25 protein-coding genes are annotated in these 23,758 nt (G+C 64.3%); 17 read left to right on the top strand and 8 right to left on the bottom strand.

The genetic code is table 11. The features are described 5' to 3' along the window. Positions 1-11: 11 nt before the first annotated feature. Complete coding sequence (locus tag L288_RS33310) at positions 12-653, top strand: cell wall hydrolase (protein WP_031304456.1); 642 nt, start codon at positions 12-14, stop codon at positions 651-653. Between the two features lie 91 nt (positions 654-744). After that, the gene (locus L288_RS33305) at positions 745-1,248 is read left to right on the top strand and encodes an MmcB family DNA repair protein (protein WP_030539055.1); all 504 of its coding nucleotides are present in this window, start codon (positions 745-747) and stop codon (positions 1,246-1,248) included. A 10-nt stretch (positions 1,249-1,258) separates the two neighbouring features. On the opposite strand, the gene L288_RS33300 is transcribed toward L288_RS33305, so the two are convergent. Together L288_RS33300 and L288_RS33295 are read right to left on the bottom strand one after the other, a co-directional pair. Continuing rightward, a complete protein-coding gene (locus L288_RS33300; protein WP_021238566.1) occupies positions 1,259-1,495 on the bottom strand; it encodes a hypothetical protein in 237 nt (78 codons plus the stop codon). A gap of 87 nt (positions 1,496-1,582) precedes the next feature. Then, positions 1,583-2,182, bottom strand: a complete 600-nt coding sequence (locus L288_RS33295; RefSeq protein ID WP_021238565.1) for an ankyrin repeat domain-containing protein — start codon at positions 2,180-2,182, stop codon at positions 1,583-1,585. A 71-nt stretch (positions 2,183-2,253) separates the two neighbouring features. Here L288_RS33295 and L288_RS33290 point away from each other — a divergent pair, with 71 nt between their 5' ends. From L288_RS33290 to L288_RS33280, 3 genes are read left to right on the top strand one after another with little or no spacing between them, the layout of a single operon-like run. Continuing rightward, positions 2,254-2,907, top strand: coding sequence for an SCO family protein (locus tag L288_RS33290; RefSeq protein ID WP_021238564.1), 654 nt, complete (start codon positions 2,254-2,256; stop codon positions 2,905-2,907). A gap of 3 nt (positions 2,908-2,910) precedes the next feature. Beyond that, a complete protein-coding gene (locus L288_RS33285) occupies positions 2,911-3,336 on the top strand; it encodes a YcgN family cysteine cluster protein (protein WP_021238563.1) in 426 nt (141 codons plus the stop codon). Then, positions 3,317-4,027 (top strand): M48 family metallopeptidase, encoded by a 711-nt coding sequence (locus L288_RS33280; protein WP_021238562.1) that lies wholly within the window; start codon positions 3,317-3,319, stop codon positions 4,025-4,027. The genes L288_RS33285 and L288_RS33280 overlap by 20 nt, the downstream gene beginning before the upstream one ends. Here L288_RS33280 and trhO read toward each other — a convergent pair. Continuing rightward, positions 4,024-4,836 (bottom strand): oxygen-dependent tRNA uridine(34) hydroxylase TrhO, encoded by an 813-nt coding sequence (gene trhO, locus L288_RS33275; RefSeq protein ID WP_021238561.1) that lies wholly within the window; start codon positions 4,834-4,836, stop codon positions 4,024-4,026. The two genes, L288_RS33280 and trhO, sit on opposite strands and share 4 nt — an antisense overlap. A gap of 64 nt (positions 4,837-4,900) precedes the next feature. Here trhO and pdeM point away from each other — a divergent pair, with 64 nt between their 5' ends. Next, positions 4,901-5,560 carry a ligase-associated DNA damage response endonuclease PdeM gene (pdeM, locus tag L288_RS33270; protein ID WP_021238560.1) on the top strand — a complete coding sequence of 220 codons (660 nt, stop codon included), beginning with the start codon at positions 4,901-4,903 and terminating at the stop codon, positions 5,558-5,560. Positions 5,561-5,753: 193 nt separating this feature from the next. Then, positions 5,754-8,552, top strand: a complete 2,799-nt coding sequence (locus L288_RS33265) for a TonB-dependent receptor (RefSeq protein WP_021238559.1) — start codon at positions 5,754-5,756, stop codon at positions 8,550-8,552. Here L288_RS33265 and L288_RS33260 read toward each other — a convergent pair. Beyond that, positions 8,530-9,264 carry a YggS family pyridoxal phosphate-dependent enzyme gene (locus tag L288_RS33260; protein ID WP_021238558.1) on the bottom strand — a complete coding sequence of 245 codons (735 nt, stop codon included), beginning with the start codon at positions 9,262-9,264 and terminating at the stop codon, positions 8,530-8,532. The two genes, L288_RS33265 and L288_RS33260, sit on opposite strands and share 23 nt — an antisense overlap. 23 nt (positions 9,265-9,287) lie before the next feature. Between L288_RS33260 and L288_RS33255 the strand changes: the two genes are divergently transcribed. Continuing rightward, positions 9,288-9,845 (top strand): thiamine phosphate synthase, encoded by a 558-nt coding sequence (locus L288_RS33255; RefSeq protein WP_021238557.1) that lies wholly within the window; start codon positions 9,288-9,290, stop codon positions 9,843-9,845. A 207-nt stretch (positions 9,846-10,052) separates the two neighbouring features. Here L288_RS33255 and L288_RS33250 read toward each other — a convergent pair whose 3' ends face one another. Beyond that, positions 10,053-10,781, bottom strand: a complete 729-nt coding sequence (locus L288_RS33250; RefSeq protein WP_021238556.1) for a hypothetical protein — start codon at positions 10,779-10,781, stop codon at positions 10,053-10,055. Between the two features lie 221 nt (positions 10,782-11,002). On the opposite strand from L288_RS33250, the gene L288_RS33245 reads away from it, so the two are divergent. From L288_RS33245 to L288_RS33220, 6 genes are all read left to right on the top strand, one after another. After that, entirely contained in the window at positions 11,003-11,452 is a 450-nt protein-coding gene (locus L288_RS33245; RefSeq protein ID WP_021238555.1) for a DUF3576 domain-containing protein, read from the top strand. 84 nt (positions 11,453-11,536) lie between these two features. Further along, positions 11,537-14,068: a leucine--tRNA ligase gene (gene leuS, locus L288_RS33240; protein ID WP_021238554.1), complete on the top strand. Its 2,532-nt coding sequence runs from the start codon at positions 11,537-11,539 to the stop codon at positions 14,066-14,068. Between the two features lie 54 nt (positions 14,069-14,122). After that, complete coding sequence (lptE, locus tag L288_RS33235; RefSeq protein ID WP_021238553.1) at positions 14,123-14,620, top strand: LPS assembly lipoprotein LptE; 498 nt, start codon at positions 14,123-14,125, stop codon at positions 14,618-14,620. Next, on the top strand, positions 14,617-15,642 hold the full coding sequence (gene holA, locus L288_RS33230) for a DNA polymerase III subunit delta (RefSeq protein ID WP_021238552.1): 1,026 nt from the start codon (positions 14,617-14,619) through the stop codon (positions 15,640-15,642). The genes lptE and holA overlap by 4 nt, the downstream gene beginning before the upstream one ends. A gap of 77 nt (positions 15,643-15,719) precedes the next feature. After that, positions 15,720-16,124, top strand: a complete 405-nt coding sequence (msrB, locus tag L288_RS33225; protein ID WP_021238551.1) for a peptide-methionine (R)-S-oxide reductase MsrB — start codon at positions 15,720-15,722, stop codon at positions 16,122-16,124. A gap of 110 nt (positions 16,125-16,234) precedes the next feature. Continuing rightward, positions 16,235-18,307, top strand: a complete 2,073-nt coding sequence (locus tag L288_RS33220) for a transglycosylase domain-containing protein (protein ID WP_021238550.1) — start codon at positions 16,235-16,237, stop codon at positions 18,305-18,307. Between the two features lie 2 nt (positions 18,308-18,309). Here L288_RS33220 and L288_RS33215 read toward each other — a convergent pair whose 3' ends face one another. Further along, positions 18,310-19,260 carry an aspartyl protease family protein gene (locus L288_RS33215; protein ID WP_021238549.1) on the bottom strand — a complete coding sequence of 317 codons (951 nt, stop codon included), beginning with the start codon at positions 19,258-19,260 and terminating at the stop codon, positions 18,310-18,312. 270 nt (positions 19,261-19,530) lie between these two features. On the opposite strand from L288_RS33215, the gene rho reads away from it, so the two are divergent. Next, positions 19,531-20,787: a transcription termination factor Rho gene (gene rho, locus L288_RS33210; protein ID WP_021238548.1), complete on the top strand. Its 1,257-nt coding sequence runs from the start codon at positions 19,531-19,533 to the stop codon at positions 20,785-20,787. Between the two features lie 110 nt (positions 20,788-20,897). After that, positions 20,898-21,620 carry a YjbE family putative metal transport protein gene (locus tag L288_RS33205; protein WP_021238547.1) on the top strand — a complete coding sequence of 241 codons (723 nt, stop codon included), beginning with the start codon at positions 20,898-20,900 and terminating at the stop codon, positions 21,618-21,620. 45 nt (positions 21,621-21,665) lie between these two features. Here the strand turns inward: L288_RS33205 and L288_RS33200 are convergent, their stop codons facing one another. Both L288_RS33200 and L288_RS33195 read right to left on the bottom strand, forming a co-directional pair. Beyond that, positions 21,666-22,637 (bottom strand): quinone oxidoreductase family protein, encoded by a 972-nt coding sequence (locus L288_RS33200; protein ID WP_408020593.1) that lies wholly within the window; start codon positions 22,635-22,637, stop codon positions 21,666-21,668. A 12-nt stretch (positions 22,638-22,649) separates the two neighbouring features. After that, entirely contained in the window at positions 22,650-23,348 is a 699-nt protein-coding gene (locus tag L288_RS33195; RefSeq protein ID WP_021238545.1) for a dienelactone hydrolase family protein, read from the bottom strand. 152 nt (positions 23,349-23,500) lie between these two features. Between L288_RS33195 and L288_RS33190 the strand changes: the two genes are divergently transcribed. Then, positions 23,501-23,758, top strand: coding sequence for a DUF6489 family protein (locus L288_RS33190; RefSeq protein WP_021238544.1), 258 nt, complete (start codon positions 23,501-23,503; stop codon positions 23,756-23,758).

Raw genomic sequence — 23,758 nt, 5'->3', positions numbered from 1 at the left:
TTTGAGATGTGATGAGTTTTCGTTTGAAGGCCGCGATTGCCGCGGCATTTGCTTTGTCCGCCAGCGCGGCGGTCACTGCGGCCGATATGTCGAGCGCCAATGAAGCAGTTCCTTCGGCCCAGTCTTTTTCAGAGCTGAATGCAGCTCCGCCGGTGGCCACGAAGCCCGCCATCGTTTTCGCCGCGCCGCGCGAAGTCGCGCAGCCGCTGGCCCCCCTTTCCGGCAGCGCCGATGTCAAGGCCGACAATCTCGCCGCTCTGGTCGACGCCCAGGGTGATGCAGAAACGCTCGATGGCGACATGCGTTGCCTCGCCGGTGCAGTTTATTTCGAATCGAAGGGCGAAAGCCTGGAAGGGCAGCTTGCCGTTGCCCGCGTCATCATCAATCGCGCGAAGTCGGGCCGCTTTGCCAGCAGCCTGTGCGGCGTCGTCTATCAGCCCGGTCAGTTCAGCTTCGTGCGCGGCCGGGGCATGCCCCCCATCCCGACCGCCAGCCGTAGCTGGCGCGAAGCGGTGGCCATCGCCCAGATCGCGATGCAAGACAGCTGGGACAGCCAGGCGGAAGGCGCTCTCTTCTTCCACGCGCGCCGGGTTTCGCCGGGCTGGGGCAAGCGCCAGCTGGCGGCGATCGACAACCATATCTTCTATCGCTGATCGCTCCTTTCACGGAGCTGAGAGAAGGCCGGTTCGGGTATAGCCCAAATCGGCCTTTCCTTTTGTTCCCTTACTGTTCTATGACTGCGGCATGACCGCATTGGCATCTCTTTCCAGCGGGGACTGCTCGCCCCTGACGGACGGCACGGCGCTTGCCGTGGCGCGGGGCACGCTGCGCCTGTTCTTCCGTCACGACATGAGCGGGATCATGGAAGTGCCCCTTCCCAATGGGCGGCGGGCGGACATCATGGCGATCGACGGCGCCGGGCGGATCACCATCGTCGAAATCAAATGCAGCCGGTCCGATCTGCTGGGCGATATGAAGTGGCCGGAATATTTCGACTATTGCGACCGGTTCTTCTGGGCCGTGCCTTCGGGATTCGATCTGTCTCCCTTCGACAGCCAGGCATTGTGGCCGGACCGGACCGGATTGATCGTGGCGGATCAATATGATGCCGAATTGCTGCGCCCTGCCCCGGTCGAACCCTTGGCGGCAGCGCGGCGCAAGGCGGAAACGCTCCGCTTCGCCCGGCGCGCTGCGCGGCGGCTGACCGCGATCGCCGACCCGGATCATGCGGCCGAGCTAGGCTGGTGAGCGCGCCTTGCTAAGGGCGCTTTCCCCAATATTCATCGGCAAGGCACTGACCCAGCGCCGTCGATCCCTGCCGGGCGGCGGTGCGCGCCATATGCCTGCGTATCTCGTAGCTGCTTGATCCCAGTGACGATGCAAAGCCGTTGATCGCCTTGCGCACCGGATCATGATCAGCGCCGGTATAGGGTGTGAAGATGTTGCCGAGCGCCTGTTCCCAGGCCTTCTCCATTTCGATGTGCTTGCCGTCCATCGCTTGCCTCATCCTGCAACGGATAGGCTTTGAAGATGGTGAGACAGGCACCGGCGCGCAAGGGGAAGAAGGCCGGAGCAGAAGCGTTCAGAAGACCGGGCCCTGCACCGGGCCCTTGGGCGCGGCCTTGCTCTTGGCGGCGCTTAGCGCTTCTTCCAGCCCCGGCGTGCGGCCGTCCCGTTTCGCATAATCCAGCGCCGACATGCCAGCAATAGTGTCGCGCCGGTCCGGGTCGGCGCCCTGCGCCACTAGCAGGCGGACGAGGCCAAGGTCGCGCAATTGCACCGCGCGGATCAAGGGTGTTTCCCCGCTGCCATTGGTCTTGTCGATTTGCGCGCCATGCGCCAGCAATGTGCGCACCCCATCCTCGAACCGGGCCTGCACAGCGTTCATCAGCGGCGTATTGCCCTGCCGGTCGGCGATGTTGGGATTGGCGCCCTTGCCCAGCAGAAAGCCCAGCCAGGTCGCGTCGCGCCGCGCGATCACCAGATGCAGGGCGGTTTCGCCAGTGGTCACGTCGCGGCTGTTGATCACCGTCGAGCCGGGCTTCTGGATCAGGTCCGTCACCTTCTGGCCATCGGCGTCCTTCACGGCCTTCAGGAAATTATAATTGTCGGAAAACTGCGCCTGGGCCGCGACTGGCGAAAGCAGGGCCAGCGCCAGAGCAGCGGCCCGGCCCAAACCCATCGAAAGCAAAAAACGTCCTGTCATCGTCCTGAAAAGCCCCGTTGCGTTTGCAAAAGCGGCCATAGCAGGGCATGGCTGGCGGCGCCATGAACAAAGCGCTTCTCCCGCTCGTCCTGTCCCTTGGCGTCTTTGCGGCCGCCTGCAACAATGGCGGCGGAGACGCCTCCAGCAACAGCCAGAGCGCGCCGGGCGACCTCGCCGGGGCGAAGATCGGCGCGCCCTTCACGCTGATCGACCAGAATGGCGGGAAAGTGCGCTGGGACGACTTCAAGGGCAAATACCGGCTGGTCTATTTCGGCTACACCTATTGCCCCGACGTCTGCCCGCTGGACCTGCAACGCATCATGCAGGCCTTCACCAGGTTCGAAAAAGCCGATCCGGCGCGCGCCGCCAAGGTGCAGCCTATCCTCATCAGCCTCGATCCAGAGCGTGACACGCCCGCGGTGCTCAAAACCTATGTTGCCGCCTTCCACCCGCGTCTGATCGGCCTTACCGGCAGCAAGGAAGACATTGCCAAGGTGGCGAAGGATTTCGTCGTCGTCTACGGCAAGGAAGAAGGGAAGGGGACGAGCAGCTATCTGGTCAGCCACAGCCGCACGCCCTATCTATTCGGTCCGGGCGGTGAACCCATCGCGCTGGTGCCCGTGGACGACCCCGGCACGCCGGACGAGGATGAAGGAGGGCCGGATCAGGTGTTCGCCTTCCTTGAAAAATGGATCAGGTGACCGTTGGAATTTTGGGAAAAGCCTCTCCACCAGCTCGACCGCGCGCAATGGGAAGCGCTGTGCGATGGTTGCGGCAAATGCTGTCTGCACAAGGCCGAGGATGAGGATAGCGGGCGGATCTATCCCACCAATGTCGCCTGCCAGCTGCTCGACCGCCACAGCGGGCTGTGTTCCAGCTACAAGGACCGCCGCCGCTTCGTCCCCGACTGTGTCCGCTTGACGCCGCAGAAGGTCAAGACGTTGAGCTGGCTGCCGAGGACCTGCGCCTACCGGCTGCGGGAGGAGGGCCAGCCCCTGCCCGAATGGCATTATCTGATCAGCGGCGACAGGGAAGCTGTGCATCGCGCCGGCCAGTCCGTGCGCGGCTGGACGGTGGCGGAGGCGGATGCAGGCGACTGGGAAAACCATCTTGTCGACCGGGAACTCTGACGGCGCGATCCTGGTCGATGGCGTCAAGGTGCCGGTGCGCGTGCGCCGGTCGGCACGGGCGCGGGCCTATCGCCTGTCGCTGGACCGGACGCGCGGAGAGTTGCGCCTGTCCCTGCCGCTTCGCGCCGACCTGAAACGCGCGCTCGGCTGGGCGCAGGGGCATGAGGGGTGGGTCCGCACCCAACTGGCTTCGCGGCTGCCGGTGCTCGTCCTGGATGATGGCGCGATCTTTCCGCTGGAAGGGCGGGATGTCCAGATTCGCTGGGTCGCGGAAATGTCGCGCACGATCAGGATAGAGGGCGGCTCGCTGATGCTGGGCGGCGCGGCCGAGTCGGTGCCGCAGCGCGTGCTCCGCTGGCTGAAAGCGCGGGCCAGGGCGGTGCTGGAGGCTGAGACGATTGCCATGGCGCAGGACCATGGCCTGATCGTGACATCGGTTGGGATCGGCGATCCGCGCAGCCGCTGGGCCAGTTGCTCATCCGGCGGCGGCATTCGCTATAGCTGGCGATTGATCTTGTGCCCTGCGGCCGTGCGCCGGGCGACCGTCGCCCATGAACTGGCGCATCTGCTGCATATGGATCACAGCCCGGCCTTTCACGCGGCGCACCAGCGCATATTGGGCGAGGACCCCCGGCCAGCGCGCGCCTGGCTGAGGGCGCATGGGACGGCGCTGCACCGCTTCACTGCCTAAGCAGGCTTGGCCGCCGGGCAGAGATGGTCTTCGTCCGCATGATGGGGAAGGCCGCAGGCACGGCAGAGACGATGCATGCCGGGCTTGAGGCCATGGCCGACCGCCACCCGATCGTCAAAGACGTAGCATTCCCCCCGCCAGCGGCTTTCGGCCTCCGGCATCTCCTCCAGATAACGCAGGATGCCGCCGCGCAGGTGGTAAACCTCGTCAAAGCCGCGTGCGCGGACCAGCGCCGTCGATTTCTCGCACCGGATGCCGCCGGTGCAGAACATGGCGATGCGCGGGCTGCGGCCTTCTTCGCGCAGCTTTCCGGCAAAGGCGTCGAACCATGCGGGAAAGTCGCGGAAGGACCGGGTGCCCGGATCGATCGCGCCTTCGAAGCTGCCGACGGACACTTCATAGGCGTTGCGCGTGTCGATGACGATCGTGCCGGGATCGGCGATCAGTTCGTTCCATTCATGGGGATCGAGATGCCGCCCCGCCTGGCGGGCCGGATCAAGATCGCCTGCATCCAGGGTCACGATTTCCCGCTTCACCTTCACCTTCATGCGCGCGAAGGGGGCGCTCTCCGCTGCCGCATATTTGACGTCCATGTCCGCGCAGCCCGGAAGCGCGCGGATATGTCCGACGAGAGCGGAGATCGCCTCCTCGCTTCCCGCGACCGTTCCGTTGATCCCTTCCTTCGCGAGGATCAGCGTGCCGCAGGTATCCAGCGTATCGCAGAGCGCGCGCAGGTCCCCCGCCAGACGATGCGGATCGTCGAAGGCGGCGAAACAATAAAGGGCGGCGATGGTGAAGGGACGGGCCATGCCGCGCCCATAGCCGCTCCGCCGCCCTCTTGAAAGACGGCGCGGGAGGGGGCATAGGCGGGTCATGGTTCCCCTTTCGTTCGCTGGTCACGACTTTCTGGCGCTGCCCGAAGCCGCGCTGTTCTGGCCAGCGAAATCGGCGCTGCTGGTGGCGGACCTGCATTTCGAAAAGGCGAGCTGGTTCGGGCGCTTCGGTCAGTTCCTGCCCCCGCATGACAGCCAGGCGACGCTGGACCTGATCGCCATGCTGGTCGACCGGACGGGTGCGCGATCGGTCTGGTCCTTGGGCGACAGCTTCCACGATGCGGATGGCGCGGCCCGGCTGCCCCGGAAGGCGCGGGAGCGTCTGGCGGCGCTGATGGAGCGGGTGGACTGGGTGTGGATTACCGGCAATCATGATGCGGGAATGACCGGCGCTCCGGGCGGGCGACGGCTCGCCGAAGCGGAAATGGAAGGCATCTGGCTGCGGCATGAAGCCGATCCCAATGATGCACGGCCGGAAATTTCGGGCCATTTCCACCCCAAGCTGCGGCTGTCGCTGCGCGGCCGTCATGTGTCGCGGCGCTGCTTTGTCGGTTCCTCGTCCAAATTGATCCTGCCAGCTCTGGGCGCGCTGACCGGCGGCCTTGACGCCAGCCATGGCGAGATTCGCCGTGCCGTGGGGCCGGGAGCGACGGCTCTGGTGCCGGTGGCCGACCGCCTGTTGCGCTTTCCGCTGGCATGATGGACCGTTACGGAAACCTGATCTAAACCTGTTGTGCTTTAACAACAGTGGGTCAGCGGCCTGTTGGCGAAATGCATGAAGGGACCCGGAAAAGCTTGGCTCGCTTGCCTTCTCTCCTCTGTGGCCGCATAATCGCACCTAAAGTCAACGACATGGAACACCGTGCGTTTTTCAGGAGAGAAAGGGCCCCATCATGAACAATAGGAATCTCTGGCTGCTCTCGGCTGGATTGGCGGCCCTGACCGCTCCATTTTCATTCGCGCAGGCGCAGGAAGAAAGCGCCGCGCCCGCAGCGGTGGAGGATGACAGCGCCGTCATCATCGTCACCGCGACCCGGCGGGCCAGTCCGCTGTCGGACGTGCCGATCGCCGTGTCGGCCGTCAGCGCGCAGGCGATGCAGAATAGCGGGGCGAGCGATATCCGCACGCTCAACCAGCTCGCCCCATCCCTGCTGGTGTCCTCCACCGGATCGGAAGCCAATGCATCGGCCCGCGTGCGCGGCATCGGCACGGTCGGCGACAATCCCGGCCTGGAAAGCTCGGTCGCGGTGTTCATCGACGGCGTCTATCGCTCTCGCACGGGCGCTGGCCTCAACGAATTGGGCGAGATCGAACGGGTCGAGGTGCTGCGCGGTCCGCAGGGCACCCTGTTCGGCCGCAATGCGTCGGCGGGCCTGATCAACGTCATCAGCCGCGCGCCCGAGTTCAAGTTCGGCGCCAAGGCGGAAGTCACATACGGCAATTATGATTATTGGCGCTTGTCCGGGCGGGTGACGGGGCCGGTGACCGACAGCCTGGCTCTGAGCCTGGACGGCGTCTGGTCGAAGCGCGACGGCTTTTTCGATCTGGTCGACGCCAGCGGCGACAAGGTCGGCGAGACGAACGACCGCGACCGCTATTTCCTGCGCGGACAGGCGCTGTTCGAACCGACGGACGCGCTCTCCATCCGCCTTATCGGCGATTACACGCATCGCGACGAAAGCTGTTGCGGCGCGGCCTATATCGAAACGCGCGAGCGGCGGCCGTTGCCCGGCGGCGGCTATGAAACAGCGCCCTTCAACCGCATCGCGGCCATATTGGCGGGGCAGGGCAGCGTCTTCCCCTCCGATCCCTATGACCGTGAGCTGACGATCACCGAAGGCCGCAACTATGTCAGCAAGGTCAAGGATTGGGGCCTGTCGGGCGAGGTTAACTATGATCTGGGCGGCGTGAAGCTGACCAGCATCACCGCCTATCGCGATTATAAGAGCCAGGATTATGGCGATTATGATTATAGCGGCGCGGACCTGCTCTATCGCGATCCCAACACCTATCGCCAGTTCCGAACCTTCACCCAGGAATTGCGCGCGCAGGGTTCCGCCTTCAATGACGTGCTCGACTGGCTGATCGGCGGCTATTATGCGCATGAGAAGCTGACGCTGGAGGACAATATCGTTTTCGGCGCGGATTATGGACGCTTTGCCGCCTGCCGTCTGATGGCCGGGGCAGGGGCCACCAGCAATTTCACGGCCGCCCAACTGGCGGCGTGCGGCAGCGGCGCGGCGACGCAGCCGCTCATTACGGGATTTCAGGGCCTGCTGAATGCACGGTTGAACGCGGCCTTCCTGGGCGCCGGGCTTTCCGCCCCCGTGGCGGCGGCTCAGGCGGGCGCGATCTCGACTGGCCTCGGCAATGGGTTGCGGGCATTGACGGCGATCCCATCGGGTGCTGGCGACGTGGCGTCGATTTATCGGCAGAAGAGTGAGAATTGGGCGCTTTTCACCCATAACATCATCCACCTGACTAAACAGATCGACCTGACGCTGGGCCTGCGCTACACGCATGAGAGCAAGCGCTTTTCCGCGGACTTCAACAATAATAATGCGACCTGCGCCGCGCTTCAGGGGTCGGCCCTGCCGGGGGTCGCGGCGGCTGGGCTGGGTGATGCGTCGGCACTGGCTGGCGGCATCCTGACTCTGGGGTGCCTGGGCAACAGCTCCACGGGCCTCAATGCGCTGGATCTCAATGACCGGATCAGCGACGGCGAGTTTTCGGGAACGGCGGTCCTGTCGTGGAAGCCGGTCGATGAAATGCTGGTCTATGGCAGCTATTCGCGCGGATATAAGGCGGGCGGCTACAATCTTGACCGCTTCCAGCTGGGCACGACCGGCCTGAACCAGGTTCCGGCGGTCTTCGCGCCGCGCAGCAACGCGGATGTGACCAGCCTGCGCTTCGCCGCAGAAAAGGTCGACGCGTTCGAGATCGGCCTCAAATATACGCAGCCGAAATGGAGCGTGAACATCGCCGCGTTCCGGCAGGAGTTCAAGAATTTCCAGCTGAATACCTTCAACGGCACCAGCTTCGTGGTGCAGAATATCAATGGTTGCGACGGGACATTGTCGCCCGCGCGAACATGCGACGATGGCGATGTGGGGCCGGGCCTGATCAGCCAGGGCGTCGAGCTGGAACTGGCTGCCTCACCGGTGCGCAATGTCCGGCTGGCGGGCGGGCTGACCTATGCGCGGGCGAAGTTCGCCAACCGGCTGGTCGGAAGCGCCGATGGCAGCGTGCCGCTCGATCCTGCGCTGTTCCTGCTGCCCGGATCGATCAACTCGCAGGCGCCGGAGGTGGTGACGACCGTCAGTGCATCCTGGACGCCCGAGCTGGGGTCAAGCGGCCTGTCGGCCCTATTTTACGTCGACGGGCGCATGACCGGCGACTTCAATACGGGGTCGGACCTGTTCCCGGAAAAGCGGCAGGACGGTTATGCCGTGTTCAACGCCCGCGTCGGCATCAGGGGACCGCAGCAGCGCTGGGCGGTGGAATTTTGGGGGCAGAATATCTTCAACCAGGATTACACCCAGGTCGCGTTCAGTAGTCCGCTCCAGTCGAGCAGCCCCGGAACCTCCACTATCGGCCAGTTCGGTCGTGGCGCGCCGATGGCGAACCAGTTGATCTCCGCCTATCTCGCCGAACCACGCACCTACGGCATCACGTTGCGCGGGAGTTTCTGATCATTCCCCTGCCGCTCGCCGGGACCGGGCGGGCGGCGGAGGGCCTTTCCCCGAACAGCGCCGTGCCGACCCGGATGTCGGTCGCGCCCAGCATGATCGCGGTTTCGAAATCGCCCGACATGCCCATGGACAGGCGGTCCAGCCCTTCTTCCCGCGCCATCTTGGCCAGCAGGGCGAAATAGGGAGCGGGTTCGACATCGGCGGGCGGCACGCACATCAGGCCGAGCAGCGGAATGCCCGCGTCGCGCGCGCTGCGGATCAGGGCAGGGGTATCCGCGATCGGACAGCCGCCTTTCTGCGCCTCCGCGCCGATATTGACCTGGACGAAGCAGGGCACCCGCTTGCCCGCCGCATTCATCGCCCGCGCAAGAGCGGTGAGCAGGGAAGGGCGATCGAGCGAATGGATGACGTCGAAAAGCGCCACCGCATCGGCGGCCTTGTTGGATTGAAGCTGTCCGACAAGGTGCAGGGTGATGCACGGCGCTTCTTCCTGCAACTGCGGCCATTTGCCCTGCGCTTCCTGCACGCGATTCTCGCCGAAGCTGCGCTGGCCCGCCGTGATCAGGGGGCGGATCGCGGCGGGATCCTGCGTCTTCGAGACCGCGATCAGGTTGATGTCGTCCGCGGTGCGGCCCGTCAGGCGGGCGGCACGCTGCACAGCTTCGCGCACGGCATTCAGCCTGTCGGCCGCTTCGATGCTTTCGGTCGTCATGGGGGCTGCTATAGGCGAGGGGGATGACGCGCCGCCACCGCAAAAATCTGCCGCCGGTCTGGCTGATGACGGATGAGCGGATTCCAGTGGATGCGCTCCTGAAGACGGTGGCGGGGTTGCCGAAGGGGCGGGCCGGGGTAATCTTCCGTCATTACCGCACGCCATCCGCGCAGCGCCGCTCGCTTTTCGATCAGGTGGTGGCGATTGCGCGCCGCCGCCGCCTGCTGGTTTTCGTCGCGGGGACGGAAGGGCTGGCGGCCGCCTGGAAAGCGGATGGGTGGCACGGGCCGGTGCAGAGCGGGGGGAGAAGGCTGCTGCTGCACAGCATGGCCGCCCATGACCGGGTGGAGGTGGAGCGGGCGCAGCGATTGCGGGCCGATCTGCTGTTCCTGTCGCCTCTGTTCGCCACCCGGTCGCACCCTGGCGCAAGGACGCTTGGCCCGGTGCGCTTTGCTGCACTGGCGCGGACGGCATCCATGCCGGTGATTGCGTTGGGGGGTGTGAAAGCGGATCATCGCCGGATGGTGAAGGCGCTGGGCGCTTCGGGATGGGCTGCGATCGATGGGCTGGTAGGTGGTTGAAAATAGTAGGCCACGGCTTTTTGGTATTGCCGTTTGTCCTCAGTGAAGTCGAAGGTTTGCCGTGCGTAGCGGGGGCTGCTTCGCTCCGCTCAGCCGGGGGCTTCGACTTCGCTCAGCCCGAACGGGTGAGAGGTGAGGCTGACTACAGGAATTTCACAAGCGCAGATACGGTAAGCAGAAAGCGCCGCTTCCACCAGCATCAGCCGGTCAGAATTTGAAGACGGTTCCCAGATAGACCGCCTGATCGTCCTGCCGGTCATCGGTCATCGGCGTCAGGCGTCCGATCACGCTGTTATTATAGCGTAGCCCGGCGGTGACGTTCAGGTTGCGGGTCAGCGAGTAGGAACTGGCCAGATCAAGCGAATAATCCTTGTCCGCGCCCGGATTGCGGACCGCCTGGCCGGGCTCGCGGCGATTTTCGATCATGACCTTGGTGCTGAACCGGGTCTTGCGATCCTGATCCAGCGAGAAATTCTTGGCGCCCGCCATCTGATCCAGCGAAACGGGGTCCAGTTCCTTCCGGCCCATGGTTTCAGGCAAGGCGAACTTGCGCCAGTTATGCGCGCTGTTGAGGCTGAACGCCACCGGTGCGATGTTCACCGGGTCGAGCGTGCGGCTGATGGCGACGCGATCGTCATTGCCCGCGCGCACCATCACCGTGACGGACCGCTGGCCGCTGAGCGAACCACTGGTGGGGGTGAAGCGGAAATTCTGCCGTCCCGCCGAAGCGGCGATGCGCGCATAGGCGGCAGCCAGACGCGGGTCCTTGGTAGTCGGCGTGAAGGAGGAAATGCTGCCCAGGGCGCCAAGCGACACCGGAACATCGGCCCGCAGGCGGACAAGATCGGTCGCAGCACCGAGAGCAGGAGACAGCATGAAGCCGGCCACGGCGACCGCCGAGCCTGCCAATGCCAAATATCCCCTATTCACACGCATGACGCGAATCTCTTCCCCACCGACCTTTTCTGTTCTTCTACAAGCGAAACGCCGCCATGGGTAGTGCGGACGTCCTTTTTATACAATCTGTTGCACGGAACACACAGGCCGCCGCGCACAGGGCGGCCGCTGCTCCCGCGCCGTAGATGGCGTCCCTCTTGCCCATTGCAACCGGTCCTCTATAGAAGCGGGGCGTTTTCCTTCAATATGGGACATACCTGATGGTCCGCCGCCTTCCCGCTCCTGTTTCCGCCGGTCTGCTGCTGGCCGCGCTTCTGCCGCTCGCCGCCTGTGGCGGCGGATCGAAGGAGCGGCCCAAGGCCGACCTCGCCGCGTCCAAGATCACCACGATCGGCGTCAACAGCTATTTGTGGCGGGCGACGCTGGACACGATTTCCTTCATGCCGCTGGTGCAGACGGATTCGAACGGCGGGGTCATCGTCACGGACTGGTATGCCAATCCGAACAGCCCGAACGAACGGATGAAGCTGACGGTGTCGATCCTGGACCAGGACCTGCGCGCCGATGCGCTGCGCGTCGCGGCCAGCCGTCAGGTGAATCAGGGCGGGCAATGGATCGATGCGCCGGTGCAGGCGGCCACCGTGCAGAAGCTGGAAGAGATCATCCTGACCAAGGCGCGCGACCTGCGCCGCATGGCGATCACGGGATAAGCCCTTCCTTTCATCCGCTTTTCCTGAATAACTGGGCTGGGCTTGGAAAAGCTCGGCCCGCATGCATTTTAAGGACTGAAATAGATGCAAAGGCGCTTCAATCCGCTTGAGGCCGACGCCCGCTGGCAGGCCGTCTGGGACGAGAAGCAGACGTTCAAGGCGTCGGACAGCAGCGACAAGCCGCGTTCCTACGTGCTGGAGATGTTCCCCTATCCTTCCGGGCGCATCCATATCGGCCATGTCCGCAACTATTCCATGGGCGACGTGCTGGCGCGGTTCCGCCGCATGACGGGCCATGAAGTGCTGCATCCTATGGGCTGGGACGCATTCGGCATGCCCGCCGAAAATGCCGCGATGGAAAAGAAGGTGCATCCGGGCGACTGGACCCGATCCAACATCGCGACGATGCGGGCGCAGCTGAAAAAGCTGGGCTTCGCGCTGGACTGGAGCCGCGAACTCGCGACCTGCGAGCCGGACTATTATGGGCAGGAACAGGCGCTGTTCCTGGACATGATGGAAGCGGGGCTGGTCTATCGCAAGGAATCGGCGGTCAATTGGGACCCGGTCGACATGACCGTGCTCGCCAATGAGCAGGTGATCGACGGCAAGGGCTGGCGGTCGGGCGCGCCGGTGGAGAAGCGCAAGCTTTCCCAATGGTTCCTGAAGATCACCCAGTTCGCCGACGATCTGCTGAGTGGCCTCAAGACGCTGGACCAGTGGCCCGAAAAGGTGCGGCTGATGCAGGAGAACTGGATCGGCAAATCGGTCGGCCTGCAATTCCGCTTCAAGCTCGACACGCCGGTGGACGGCATCAGCGAGGTCGAGGTCTTCTCGACCCGGCCCGACACGATTTTCGGCGCGAGCTTTGCCGCGATCGCGGCGGACCATCCGCTGGCCTTGGCGTTGGAAGCCAGGGACGCGGGCCTTGCCGCCTTCGCCGAGGAATGCCGTCATAGCGGCACCGCCGCGGCGGAGATCGAGACGCAGGAGAAGAAGGGCTATGACACCGGCCTGTCGGTGATCCACCCCTTCACCGGCCGCAAGCTGCCCCTGTTCGTGGCCAATTTCGTGCTGATGGACTATGGCACCGGCGCGGTCATGGCGGTGCCGGGGCATGACCAGCGCGACCTGGATTTCGCCCGCAAATATATGCTGCCGGTGGAGCGCGTCGTCGCCGCCGAGGGCGATGAGGAGAAGGGCATCGGCGAGGAGGCCTATACCGGCCCTGGCCGCCTCGTGAACTCAGAATTCCTCAACGGCATGAGCGTCGAGGACGCCAAGGCCGAAGTGATCCGCCGTGCTGAGGCGGAAGGCTGGGGCACGGGCACCACCGTGTTCCGCCTGCGCGACTGGGGCGTGTCGCGCCAGCGCTATTGGGGGACGCCGATCCCGGTCATTCATTGCGAGGATTGCGGCCCGGTGGGCGTGCCCAAGGACCAGTTGCCCGTGCTGCTGCCGGAGGATGTCAGCTTCGACATTCCCGGCAACCCGCTCGACCGGCATCCGGCCTGGAAGCATGTCGATTGCCCCAGATGCGGCAAGGCGGCGCGGCGCGAGACGGACACGCTGGACACCTTCGCCGATTCCAGCTGGTATTTCATCCGCTTCGCCAGCCAGCCCAAGGACAAGCCGTTCGATCGGGAAACGGTCGAGAAATGGCTGCCGGTGGGGCAATATATCGGCGGCGTGGAACATGCGATCCTGCACCTGCTCTATGCGCGCTTCTGGACCCGCGCGCTCCAGCATATGGGGCAGATCGGCTTTGCCGAGCCCTTCACCGGCCTGTTCACGCAGGGCATGGTGACGCACGAGACGTACAAGTCGCCGGAGGGCGCATGGCTCGCTCCGCAGGATGTGGAGCGGCAGGGCGACAAGGTGGTGATGATCGACAGCGGCGCGCCGGTGACTGTCGGCCGCGTCGAGAAAATGTCCAAGTCGAAGAAGAATGTCGTCGATCCCGATGACATTATTTCGCAATATGGCGCGGACGCGGTGCGATGGTTCATGCTGTCCGACAGTCCGCCCGAGCGCGACCTGCCCTGGACAGAGAGCGGGATCGAGGGGAGCTGGCGCTTCATCAATCGCCTGTGGAGGCTGTTCGGCGAGGCGGACAAGGCGGCCGAGGGGCAAGAAGCTTCCGGCCAGGATCGGGCTCTCGACCGCAAGCTGCACCAGACCATCGACGGCGTGGCGAAGGATATCGAGGCATTGTCCTTCAACAAGGCGGTGGCGAAGATCTACGAACTCACCAACGCGGTGGAAAAGGCCAAGCCTTCGGCCAGCCGCAGCGCGGCCATCCGTGCGCTGGCGCTGCTGGTCGCGCCGATGACGCCGCATCTGGCCGAGGAAGCCTGGGCCGACATGGGCGGGCAGGGGCTGATCGCCGACGCCGCATGGCCGCAGGTCGACCCCGCGCTGCTGGTCGAGGATGAGGTGACTGTCGCCTGCCAGGTGATGGGCAAGCTGCGTGACACCATCATGGTGCCGAAGGGCACGAGCAAGGAGGAGCTTGAAAGGCTTGCCCTTGCCGCGCCCAATGTGGTTCGCATCCTGGATGGGGCCACGCCCAAGAAGGTGATCGTGGTGCCGGACCGTCTGGTGAATCTGGTAATTTAAGCAACGGCCGTTCGCCCTTCGACAAGATCGGCCCGAACGGATAAAGGTTGGTTGATGAAACGCGTTGTCCCCATCCTCCTTCTCGCCTCCCTTTCCGCATGCGGCCTTCGCCCTGTCTATAGCGGCGGCAGCCATGGCGCGGTCGCGCAGGCGCTGGGCCATGTCGACGTGCAGCCGATCGAGGGGAAAGGCGGTTGGCTGGTCCGCAATGCGCTCAATGACCGGCTTTCGACCATCGGCGGTGGCGGCGGCCCGGCCTACAAGCTGGTGGTGAAGCTGGATGACCAGATCAGCGGCTTTGGCCTGCGCGCCGACACCGCCATTACGCGGGAACGGCGGACGCTGCGCGCGCGCTATCAGCTGATCGACATGGCGACCGGCACGCAGGTCATCGACGACACGGCGGGATCGGACGCGGGCATCGACGTCACGTCCAGCGAATATGCGACCATCGCGGCGGAAGACACGGCGCTGGAACGGCTGTCGCAGACGGTCGCCGACCAGATCGTGACCCGGATCGCCTTGTTCGCCGCGCGGGAAAAGCAGCGTTGAAGGCCAATCGCGGCCAGATCGAAAAGGCGCTGGATGCGCCGCCTCCCGACATACGCCTTTTCCTGCTGCACGGGCCCGACGAAGCGGGCAGCGCCGCGCTCGGCAAGCGGCTGGAGCGGGCGATGGGGGACCAGGCGGAGCGGGTGGACCTGGACGGTCAAACGCTGCGGGACGACCCCGCCCGGCTGACGGACGAGGCCGCTTCCTTTTCCATGTTCGGCGATCGCCGCTGGATTCGCGTCAACGGGATGGGCGATGAATCGCTGCCCGCCGTGACGGCGCTGCTCCAGGCGGAGGCGGCGGGGAACCCCGTCATAGCCATCGCAGGCGCGCTCAAGGGGACGTCGAAGCTGCTGAAGCTGGCCACCGACAGCCCCATGGCGATGGCCTTCGCATCCTATCAGCCCGACGCGCGGGAGGCGGAACAGATTGCCGCCGCCATGGTGCGCGAAGGCGGGCTGCGCCTGGCCCCCGACTTGGCGAGGCGCATCGTCGATCTGGCCAATGGCGACCGCGCGCTGATGGCGGGCGAGATCGAAAAGCTGATCCTCTATCTGGACGCGGCGCCTGAACATCCGCGCGAGGCGACGGCGGAGGCGCTGGATGCGCTATCGGCCGACAATCCCGATTCGGATGCCGCTCCGCTGGTCAATGCCGTGCTTGGCGGCGACTTGCGGGCCATGCACCGGGAACTTGGCCGCCTGACCGAAACCGGCACGGCCATGGCGGCGGTGCTGCGGCCGTTGCTGACGCGGGCGATGCTGATCGCCGGCATAAGGATGTCGTTCGATGACAGCGGCCGTCTGGAAGCCGCGGTGGAAGGGGCGGGAAAGCAGGTCTTCTGGAAGGACAAGCCCGTGGTCACGCGCCAGGTTCGCCTCTGGAACGCCCAGGGGATTGCGCGCGTGATCCACCGGCTGGCGCAGGCGGAGCGGGCGAGCCGGTCGGGCAGGGGTATCGGCGATCTGCTGGTTCGCCATGAGTTGCTGGCAATCGCCCGGCAAGCGGCGCGGGAGCGGTAAGGGCGGCCTGGCGCGGCCGCATTTCCTTCCCATCCTAAGCGCTTGATTGGCGGCGGGCGCACCGCCATATTCCCGCCATGGACAAGCTCAACCTCAGCGAAGCCGAATGGCGCGAGCGCCTTTCCCCCGAACAATATCATATCCTGCGCGAAGCGGGGACCGAACGGGCCTTCACCGGCAAATATAACAGCAACAAGGCCGATGGCGTCTATTATTGCGCTGGCTGCGGCGCTGAACTGTTCGACGCGGACGAGAAATATGACAGCGGTTCGGGCTGGCCCAGCTTCACCGCCCCGGTCGATATCGACGCGGTGGAGGAAGTGCGCGACAGCAGCCATGGCATGATCCGCACCGAAGTGCGCTGCGCCAAGTGCGATGGGCATCTGGGCCATGTCTTTCCCGATGGGCCGGGCGTCAACGGCCTGCGCTATTGCATGAACAGCGCGTCGCTCGATTTCAAGCCGCGCGGCGAGGTTGAATAATCGTTCATCCCCGGTAAAGCGTCAATCTTCTTGAGAACCAAGGCTTTCCATGCGGCCGCGCCTGATGATCGCTGGCCGCCTTCCGACTGAGCGGGTATCCGGCGACACATATGGCACGATCAGGCAAGAGCAACGGAACGCCCGGCAAGGCGCGGCTATGGCTGATGCGGGCCGTGAAGCTGGGGCTGGTGGCGACGCTGGGCGGCCTCTTCGCCATCGCCATCGCCGTTGTCATCGCCTATCAGTCGCTGCCCAGCTATGAATCGCTGAAATCGTCGCCCAATGGCCAGATGATCCGCGTGCATGCCGCCGATGGCAGCGTGATCGTGTCGCTGGGCCCCAGCTTCGGCCGGTGGCTCGCCTATGACCAGATCCCGGTGGTGATGGTCGAGGCCATGGTGTCGACCGAGGACCGGCGTTTCTACCACCATCCCGGCGTCGATCCGATCGGCATGGCGCGCGCGGCGTGGGTGGCGCTGGAAAACAGGGGGAAAGGGCGGCGGTTGCAGGGCGCGTCCACCATCACCCAGCAGGTGACGCGCAACATCTTCCTCAACAACAGCTATAGCTGGGGCCGCAAGGTACGGGAGATGATCCTGGCGCTGGCGCTGGAGCGGAAATTCTCCAAGCGCCAGATATTGGAGCTGTACCTCAACAAGGTGTATTTCGGCGGCGGCGCCTATGGCATCGATGCGGCGAGCCGGAAATTCTTCGGCCATCCCGCGACCACGCTGGACCTGCCCGAAGCGGCGATCATCGCAGGTCTGGTCAAGGCTCCGTCAAGCTATTCGCCCACGGCCGACGCGGACGCCGCCATCGGCCGCGCGGGCGTCGTGCTGGACCTGATGCAGGAAAATGGCGTGATCAGCGCGTCCGAACGGGCCAGCGCCGACCTGAACGAGGTCAAGATGGCGCCTGAGCCGCCGCAGAACAGCGTCCGCTACTTCACCGACTGGGCGCTGCCGCAGCTCGATATATTGGTGGACGAACCCAATGAGCCGCTGGAGGTCTATACCACCATCGACCTTGGCATGCAGAAGGCGGCGACGGCGGCGATCAAGGCCAATGCGCCTGCCGGGGCGCAGGGCGCGCTGGTGTCGCTGGACCGTGACGGGGCGGTGCGGGCGATGGTGGGCGGGCTCGACTATGTGTCGTCCAACTATAATCGCGCGACCACCGCGACGCGTCAGCCCGGTTCGGCCTGGAAGATCTTCGTCTACATGGCGGCGCTGGAGGCCGGTTATACGCCCGATACGGGCGTCACCGACAGTCCGGTCACCATCAACGGATGGAGCCCGCGCAACAGCAGCGGACGCTATTCGGGCGATATCGATATCCGCACGGCCTTCGCCTATTCCATCAATACGGTGGCGGCCAAGCTGGGGGTCGAGGTCGGCTTTCCGACCATCGCCGACATGGCGCGCCGTTTCGGCATCACCACGCCCATCAACACGCATCCTTCGATGGTGTTGGGCACGTCGGACGTCCGCCTGATCGACATGACGCGCGCCTTCTCATCGATCGCGCGCAAGGGGGTGGCGGTGACGCCCTATGGCATCACCAAGGTGACGACCGCCGACGGAAGGCTGCTCTACCAGCATCAGGACGATACCAGCCGCGTGCTGGTCGCGCCCTGGGTGGCGGCGGGCATGACCGACCTCATGCAGACGGCGGTCAGCACCGGCACCGGCAGGGCGGCGCAGATCGGCCGCCCTGTGGCAGGCAAGACCGGCACGACCAACAGCAACAAGGATGGCTGGTTCCTGGGCTTTTCCAGCGGCATCACGACAGGCGTGTGGATGGGCCGCGACGATGCCCGCGCGGTGCGCGTGCTCCAGGGGGGCAGGGCGCCCGCCCGCGCCTTCGCCGATTTCATGAAGGTCGCCGTGTCCCGCCGTCCGGTGGAACAGTTCGAAACGCAGGTGACCTTGCCCGAATGGCAGCTGGAGCCGGATGAGGAAGCCTATTATGGGCAGCCCGACAACGGCATGATGGTCGATGAGAATGGCCTGCCGGTCGATCCCGGCCAGCAACAGCCGCCGCCGGAGGAAGAAGATCCGGACTCGGGCGAGCAGGGCCCCGTATCGCAGGCGCCGCCCGCCCGTCCAGCGCCGCCGCGGCTGGACCAGCAATGGATCGATCAGGTGCTGGGCCGTGACCGGCCGAGGCAGCCGCCGCATTGATCCTATCCCGCCGCGGGCAGTTTCGCCGCAAGCTGCTGGTGATCGAGCGCGCTGCCATCGGGCATGAGGAAATCGACCTTGCCCCGGCCGAAGTCGATCGCGATCCTGTCGAAGGACTGGAGCGCGTCCATGCCCAGCAGCAGGGAAGGTTTGTCCTGCAAGCCAAGTTCGGCGAAGGGCGGCGCGTCGGCGAACATGACGCGCAGATTCCTGAGCAGGATCGGTCCCATGCGAATCTGCTGGAGGTGGCCCAGCAGGCCGCTCAGCACCTCTCCGGTGACGCTGAGCAGTGTAACGGGGGCGAGCGGCGGGGCGCGTTTCCTTTGGCTGAGCTTGTTCATCAGCGCGAGATTGCCGACGCTTAGGTGCGTGCCCGTATCCAATATGATGTTCACCTTCGTCCCGTTCACGTCCGAATGGAGAAGGATGAGTTGGCCCTTACGGCGGCGCGCCTCGACGATGATGGCGTTGGGGTCCCGCAAGGTGCGGCGGCTGTTGCTGATTTCCATCCGCCCGGCGCGGAAGTCGATCAGCAGGCGGCGGGCGTGGAGGCTGTCGAGGCCGAGGAGGCCGGGCGCGCCCAGATGCGCGGCCTCCAGCACCGGAGCCTCGATGCCGTCGACGGTGACGCTGCCATAGCGAAGCTGCGGCACCGCGACCGTGCGCGTCTGCGCCTTACCGGCCATGCCGATGACCGTGACCATCTCCAGCGTGGGCAAGACGAGGCGCTCCGCCAGATCGCGCGAGAGGACGGTGCGCTGCGATCCGGTATCGATGATGAAGTTCCAGGGGCCCTTTCCACCGATGTGGATCGGGATCGTCATTCGGTCATCCTGTGGCAGGGTGCGGACGACGGAGGGCGGGTCATCGGCGGGCGGCGGAGGGTCTTGAGCCAGCGCAGGCGCGGCAAAAGACAGGAATGCGATCACGGCAATGGAACGAAGACGTTCCATGACTCACCTCTCCAGCCTATATCTTCCTTCATATCATGGCGGGGCGGGGCTGGTCCATTGCCGCAGCTTGAGCACCTTCTGCCGCGAAGCGCCCGCCTGATGCCGTTTTCCGCGCGTGCGGGGGCCGCAGCCGCCTTGACTTGCCGCGCCCCTCGCCGCTAAACGCGGAACAATCTCTCCCCGCCGTCCGGCGCGGGCTCCCGGCTTCCCCTGCCGGGCCTATTCTCCCGAAGCGTCATCTCTATCCTCTTTCCATCGGACTCAAGTCGAATGCACCTTAAGGACCTCAAGAAGAAATCGCCCGCCGATCTTGTCACCATGGCGGAGGAACTGGGCGTCGAAGGCGCATCGACCCTGCGCAAGCAGGACCTGATGTTCGCGATCCTCAAGGCCGAGGCGGAAAATGGCGAGCAGATCATGGGCGAGGGCACGATCGAGGTGCTGCCCGACGGCTTCGGCTTCCTGCGATCGCCCGAAGCGAATTTCCTCGCCGGACCGGACGACATCTACGTGTCGCCCAATCAGGTGCGCAAGTTCGGCCTGCGCACCGGCGATACGGTGGAAGGCGAGATTCGCGCGCCCAAGGACGGCGAGCGCTATTTCGCGCTGACGAAGCTCATTTCCGTTAATTTCGACGATCCGGAGGTCGTGCGCCACCGCGTCAACTTCGACAACCTGACGCCGCTTTATCCGACCGAAAAGCTGGTGCTCGACACGCTGGACCCCACGGTCAAGGACAAGTCGGCGCGCGTCATCGACATCGTTTCGCCCCAGGGCAAGGGGCAGCGCGCCCTGATCGTCGCCCCGCCCCGCACCGGCAAGACCGTGCTGTTGCAGAATATCGCCAAGGCGATCACGGACAATCATCCCGAAGTCTTCCTGATCGTCCTGCTGATTGACGAACGGCCGGAAGAAGTCACCGACATGCAGCGCAGCGTGAAAGGCGAGGTTGTGTCCTCGACCTTCGACGAGCCTGCCTCGCGCCACGTTCAGGTCGCCGAGATGGTGATCGAGAAGGCCAAGCGCCTCGTGGAACATAAAAAGGATGTGGTGATCCTGCTCGATTCGATCACCCGCCTCGGCCGCGCCTACAACACGGTCGTGCCGTCATCGGGCAAGGTGCTGACGGGCGGCGTCGACGCCAACGCGTTGCAGCGGCCCAAGCGCTTCTTTGGCGCGGCACGCAATATCGAGGAAGGCGGATCGCTGTCCATCATCGCCACCGCGCTGATCGATACGGGCAGCCGCATGGACGAAGTCATTTTCGAAGAGTTCAAGGGCACCGGCAATTCGGAAATCGTGCTCGACCGCAAGGTGGCGGACAAGCGCATCTTCCCGGCGCTGGATGTCGGCAAGTCCGGCACCCGCAAGGAAGAATTGCTGGTCGACAAGGCCAAGCTCAGCAAGATGTGGGTGCTGCGCCGTATCCTGATGCAGATGGGCACGGTCGACGCGATGGAATTCCTGCTCGACAAGATGAAGGATTCCAAGACCAATGAGGATTTCTTCGATTCCATGAATCAATAAGCATGGCGGAAGCGTTCAGGCTGCGGCTTGATCGCTTCGCCATAGTGCGGGGCGCGCAATCCGCCCGTCATCTTTACTGATCGATATCGACTAGGGGACATCAGGCCGCCATGATCGACCTTTTTGCCACTGCCGCCGCTGCGGCCCAGGGTTTTGGCTCTCCCGCCGATATCTGGGGCCATATCGTCAACGATTTCAGCAATATCGGGTCGCCTCAGGCGCTTGCAGCCTTTGGCCAGGTGTTGATGATCGACATATTGCTGGCGGGCGATAACGCCATCGTCGTCGGCGCACTGGCGGCCGGTCTTCCGGTGCAGCAGCGCCAGCGGGTCATCCTGATCGGTATCATCGCCGCTCTGGTCCTGCGGATCGGCTTTGCGCTGGTGGTCACGCAGTTGATGCAGATCGTCGGCCTGATCCTGGCGGGCGGTTTGCTCCTCCTGTGGGTGAGCTGGAAGATGTGGCGCGAACTGCATCCCAAGCGCGGGACCGAGACGCCTGACGATCCCAGCGACGATGATGTTTCCGGTCTGCGTCCTGCCAAGAGCTTCGCTGGCGCCGCCTGGGCGGTCGCAGTCGCTGACGTTTCCATGAGCCTGGACAATGTGCTGGCCGTCGCTGGCGCGGCGCGCGATCATCCCGGCATCCTGATCATCGGCCTGATCCTGTCGGTCGCCCTGATGGGCGTGGCGGCGAACATCATCGCCAAATATATCGAGCGGTTCCGGTGGATCGCCTATGTCGGTCTGGCGGTCATCATCTATGTCGCGGTCAAGATGATCTATGACGGCATCGTCGATAATCAGGTCGGGATATTGACGCTCTTTGTGTGACAATTGCCGATCCCGCGCGGTCCAGCGCGGGATCGGACAGATGGATCAGGGGATCAGCACTGTGCTGCCGGTCGTCTGCCTTGCCTCCAGCAAGCGGTGGGCTTCGGCAGCGTCTTCAAGAGCGAAACGTTGCCCTATGACCGCGCGCACCACGCCACGGCTTACCCGGTCGAACAGCCGTGCTGCGACATTATCCAATGCCTCGCGCGTGGCGATATAGTCGAACAGGGTGGGGCGGGTCACATAGAGCGACCCCCTGCGGCTGAGATCGAGCAGGCTGACCGGCGGCACTGCGCCAGAGGCATTGCCGAAGCTGACCATGAGCCCGCGCCGCTTGAGACAATCCAGCGACGCGCTCCAGCTATCCTTACCCACGCCGTCATAGACCACATCCACTCCCTCGCCTCCGGTCAGTTCGCGGACTTGGCCGGGCAATGACTCGAACGGCCCGTGCAGGCTATGATCGGCCTGAACGGTTGCGGCCTTTTCGGCAGAGCCGCTATGGGCGATCACAACGACGCCTTTGTCGCGCAACCATGGGACGAGCACGGAGCCCACACCGCCCGCAGCCGCATGGACAAGGGCGACCTGTCCCACTCCAAGCGAAACCGTGTCTTCGGCGAGGTAGCAGGCGGTCATCCCCTTCAGCATCAGCGCTGCCGCTTCATCGGTGCCGACCTCGGCCGGTATCCTGACCACTTGGCTGGCCGGAACGATGCGGTGGGTGGCATAGGCGCCAAGCCCGCTGGCGCAGCCCACCTTGTCCCCTATGGCAAAGCCGGTCACCTCCGAGCCCATATCCGCGACGTAACCAGCGCCTTCCGATCCGAGCACCAGCGGCAGATCGGCAGGGTAGAGCCCGGAGCGATAATAGGTGTCGATATAGTTGAGCCCGACCGCGTCCTGCGCGATGAGGATATCGGTGGGCCCAAGCGGAGGAAGATCAAACTCCTCCTTCTCCATCACGTCCGGGCCGCCATGGGCCCGCACGGCTATATGCCAGGGTCTTGCCATCATCAGCGTCCCAAGTCAGAGATTCTGCGCGAAGAAATCCGCCGTCCGCTGATCCGCCAGTTGCGCGGCGGCATCGTTGCGGCGATTGCCCATCTCCGCGGCAAAGCCGTGGTCCAGGCCTTCATAGTCATGCAGGGTGACGTGGCGATTGTCCTTCAAGCCCTCATGCATCTTCTTCTGCGCTTCAGGAGGAACAAAGCCATCAGCGGTCGGGATATGCAGAAGCACCGGCTTTCCAATCGCATGCTGCTCGCCCAGAAGGTTGTCGATGCCCACGCCATAATAGCCGACGAAAGCGTCCCCGTCCGTTCTGCAAGCGGCCATGAATGCCAGCCTTCCGCCGAGGCAGTAACCGACCACGCCGACCTTCCCGCCTTCGCCCAGTTCGGCGCGCGCTGCCTTGATCGCCGCTTCGATATCCCGAATGGCGAGATCCTGATCCATCCGCTGCATATGGCTGAGCGCCGTCTGAAACTCCTCCGGCTTGTCGGCATCCAGTTCAACATGCGGCTGGTCGCGCCAGAACAGGTCAGGGGCGACGGCGAGATATCCTTGCTGCGCCCAATGGTCGCATTTGCGGCGGATACCTTCATTGACGCCGAAAATCTCCTGAATGACGATGATGGCCGCCTTGGGCTTGCCTGCTGGCCGGGCAATATAGGCGTCGAAGCTGGCATCGCCTTCAAGGGTGGGGATGGGCGTATATGCTGTCATGGCAAGACCTTTCCGCAGCTGTTATTTTCAGGCCTATGAGTAATCGGCTTTGAGCGGCACGCCAACCAGCCGTTCGCGTAAAAAATTTGCGTTGGGCGGCCCTGTTGCGGCATGACGGAAGCTGGGAAGACCGCTGGCAAGGATCCGCGAAGATGAAGGTAAGCGTTGACGTTGATTGCACCCCGGCCGAAGCGCGCGCCTTCCTCGGCCTGCCTGATGTGACGCCCATTCACGACAAATATGTGAAGACCGTGCTCGACAGCATCGATGGCGTGACCAGCATCGAACAGATGGAATCCGTGGTGAAGACCTTCGCTCCCATGGGTGACGCGGGTATGAAGCTATTCAAGCAGATGATGGATATCGGTCTGTCCGGGATGACCCCCAAAATGGGCAACGACAAGTCCTGA

It is taken from the genome of Sphingobium quisquiliarum P25 (genome assembly GCF_000445065.1).
In the GTDB taxonomy this organism is placed as follows: domain Bacteria; phylum Pseudomonadota; class Alphaproteobacteria; order Sphingomonadales; family Sphingomonadaceae; genus Sphingobium; species Sphingobium quisquiliarum.
The sequence above is the reverse complement of the archived record's forward strand: the minus strand, read 5'-3'. Positions and strand labels throughout refer to the sequence as shown.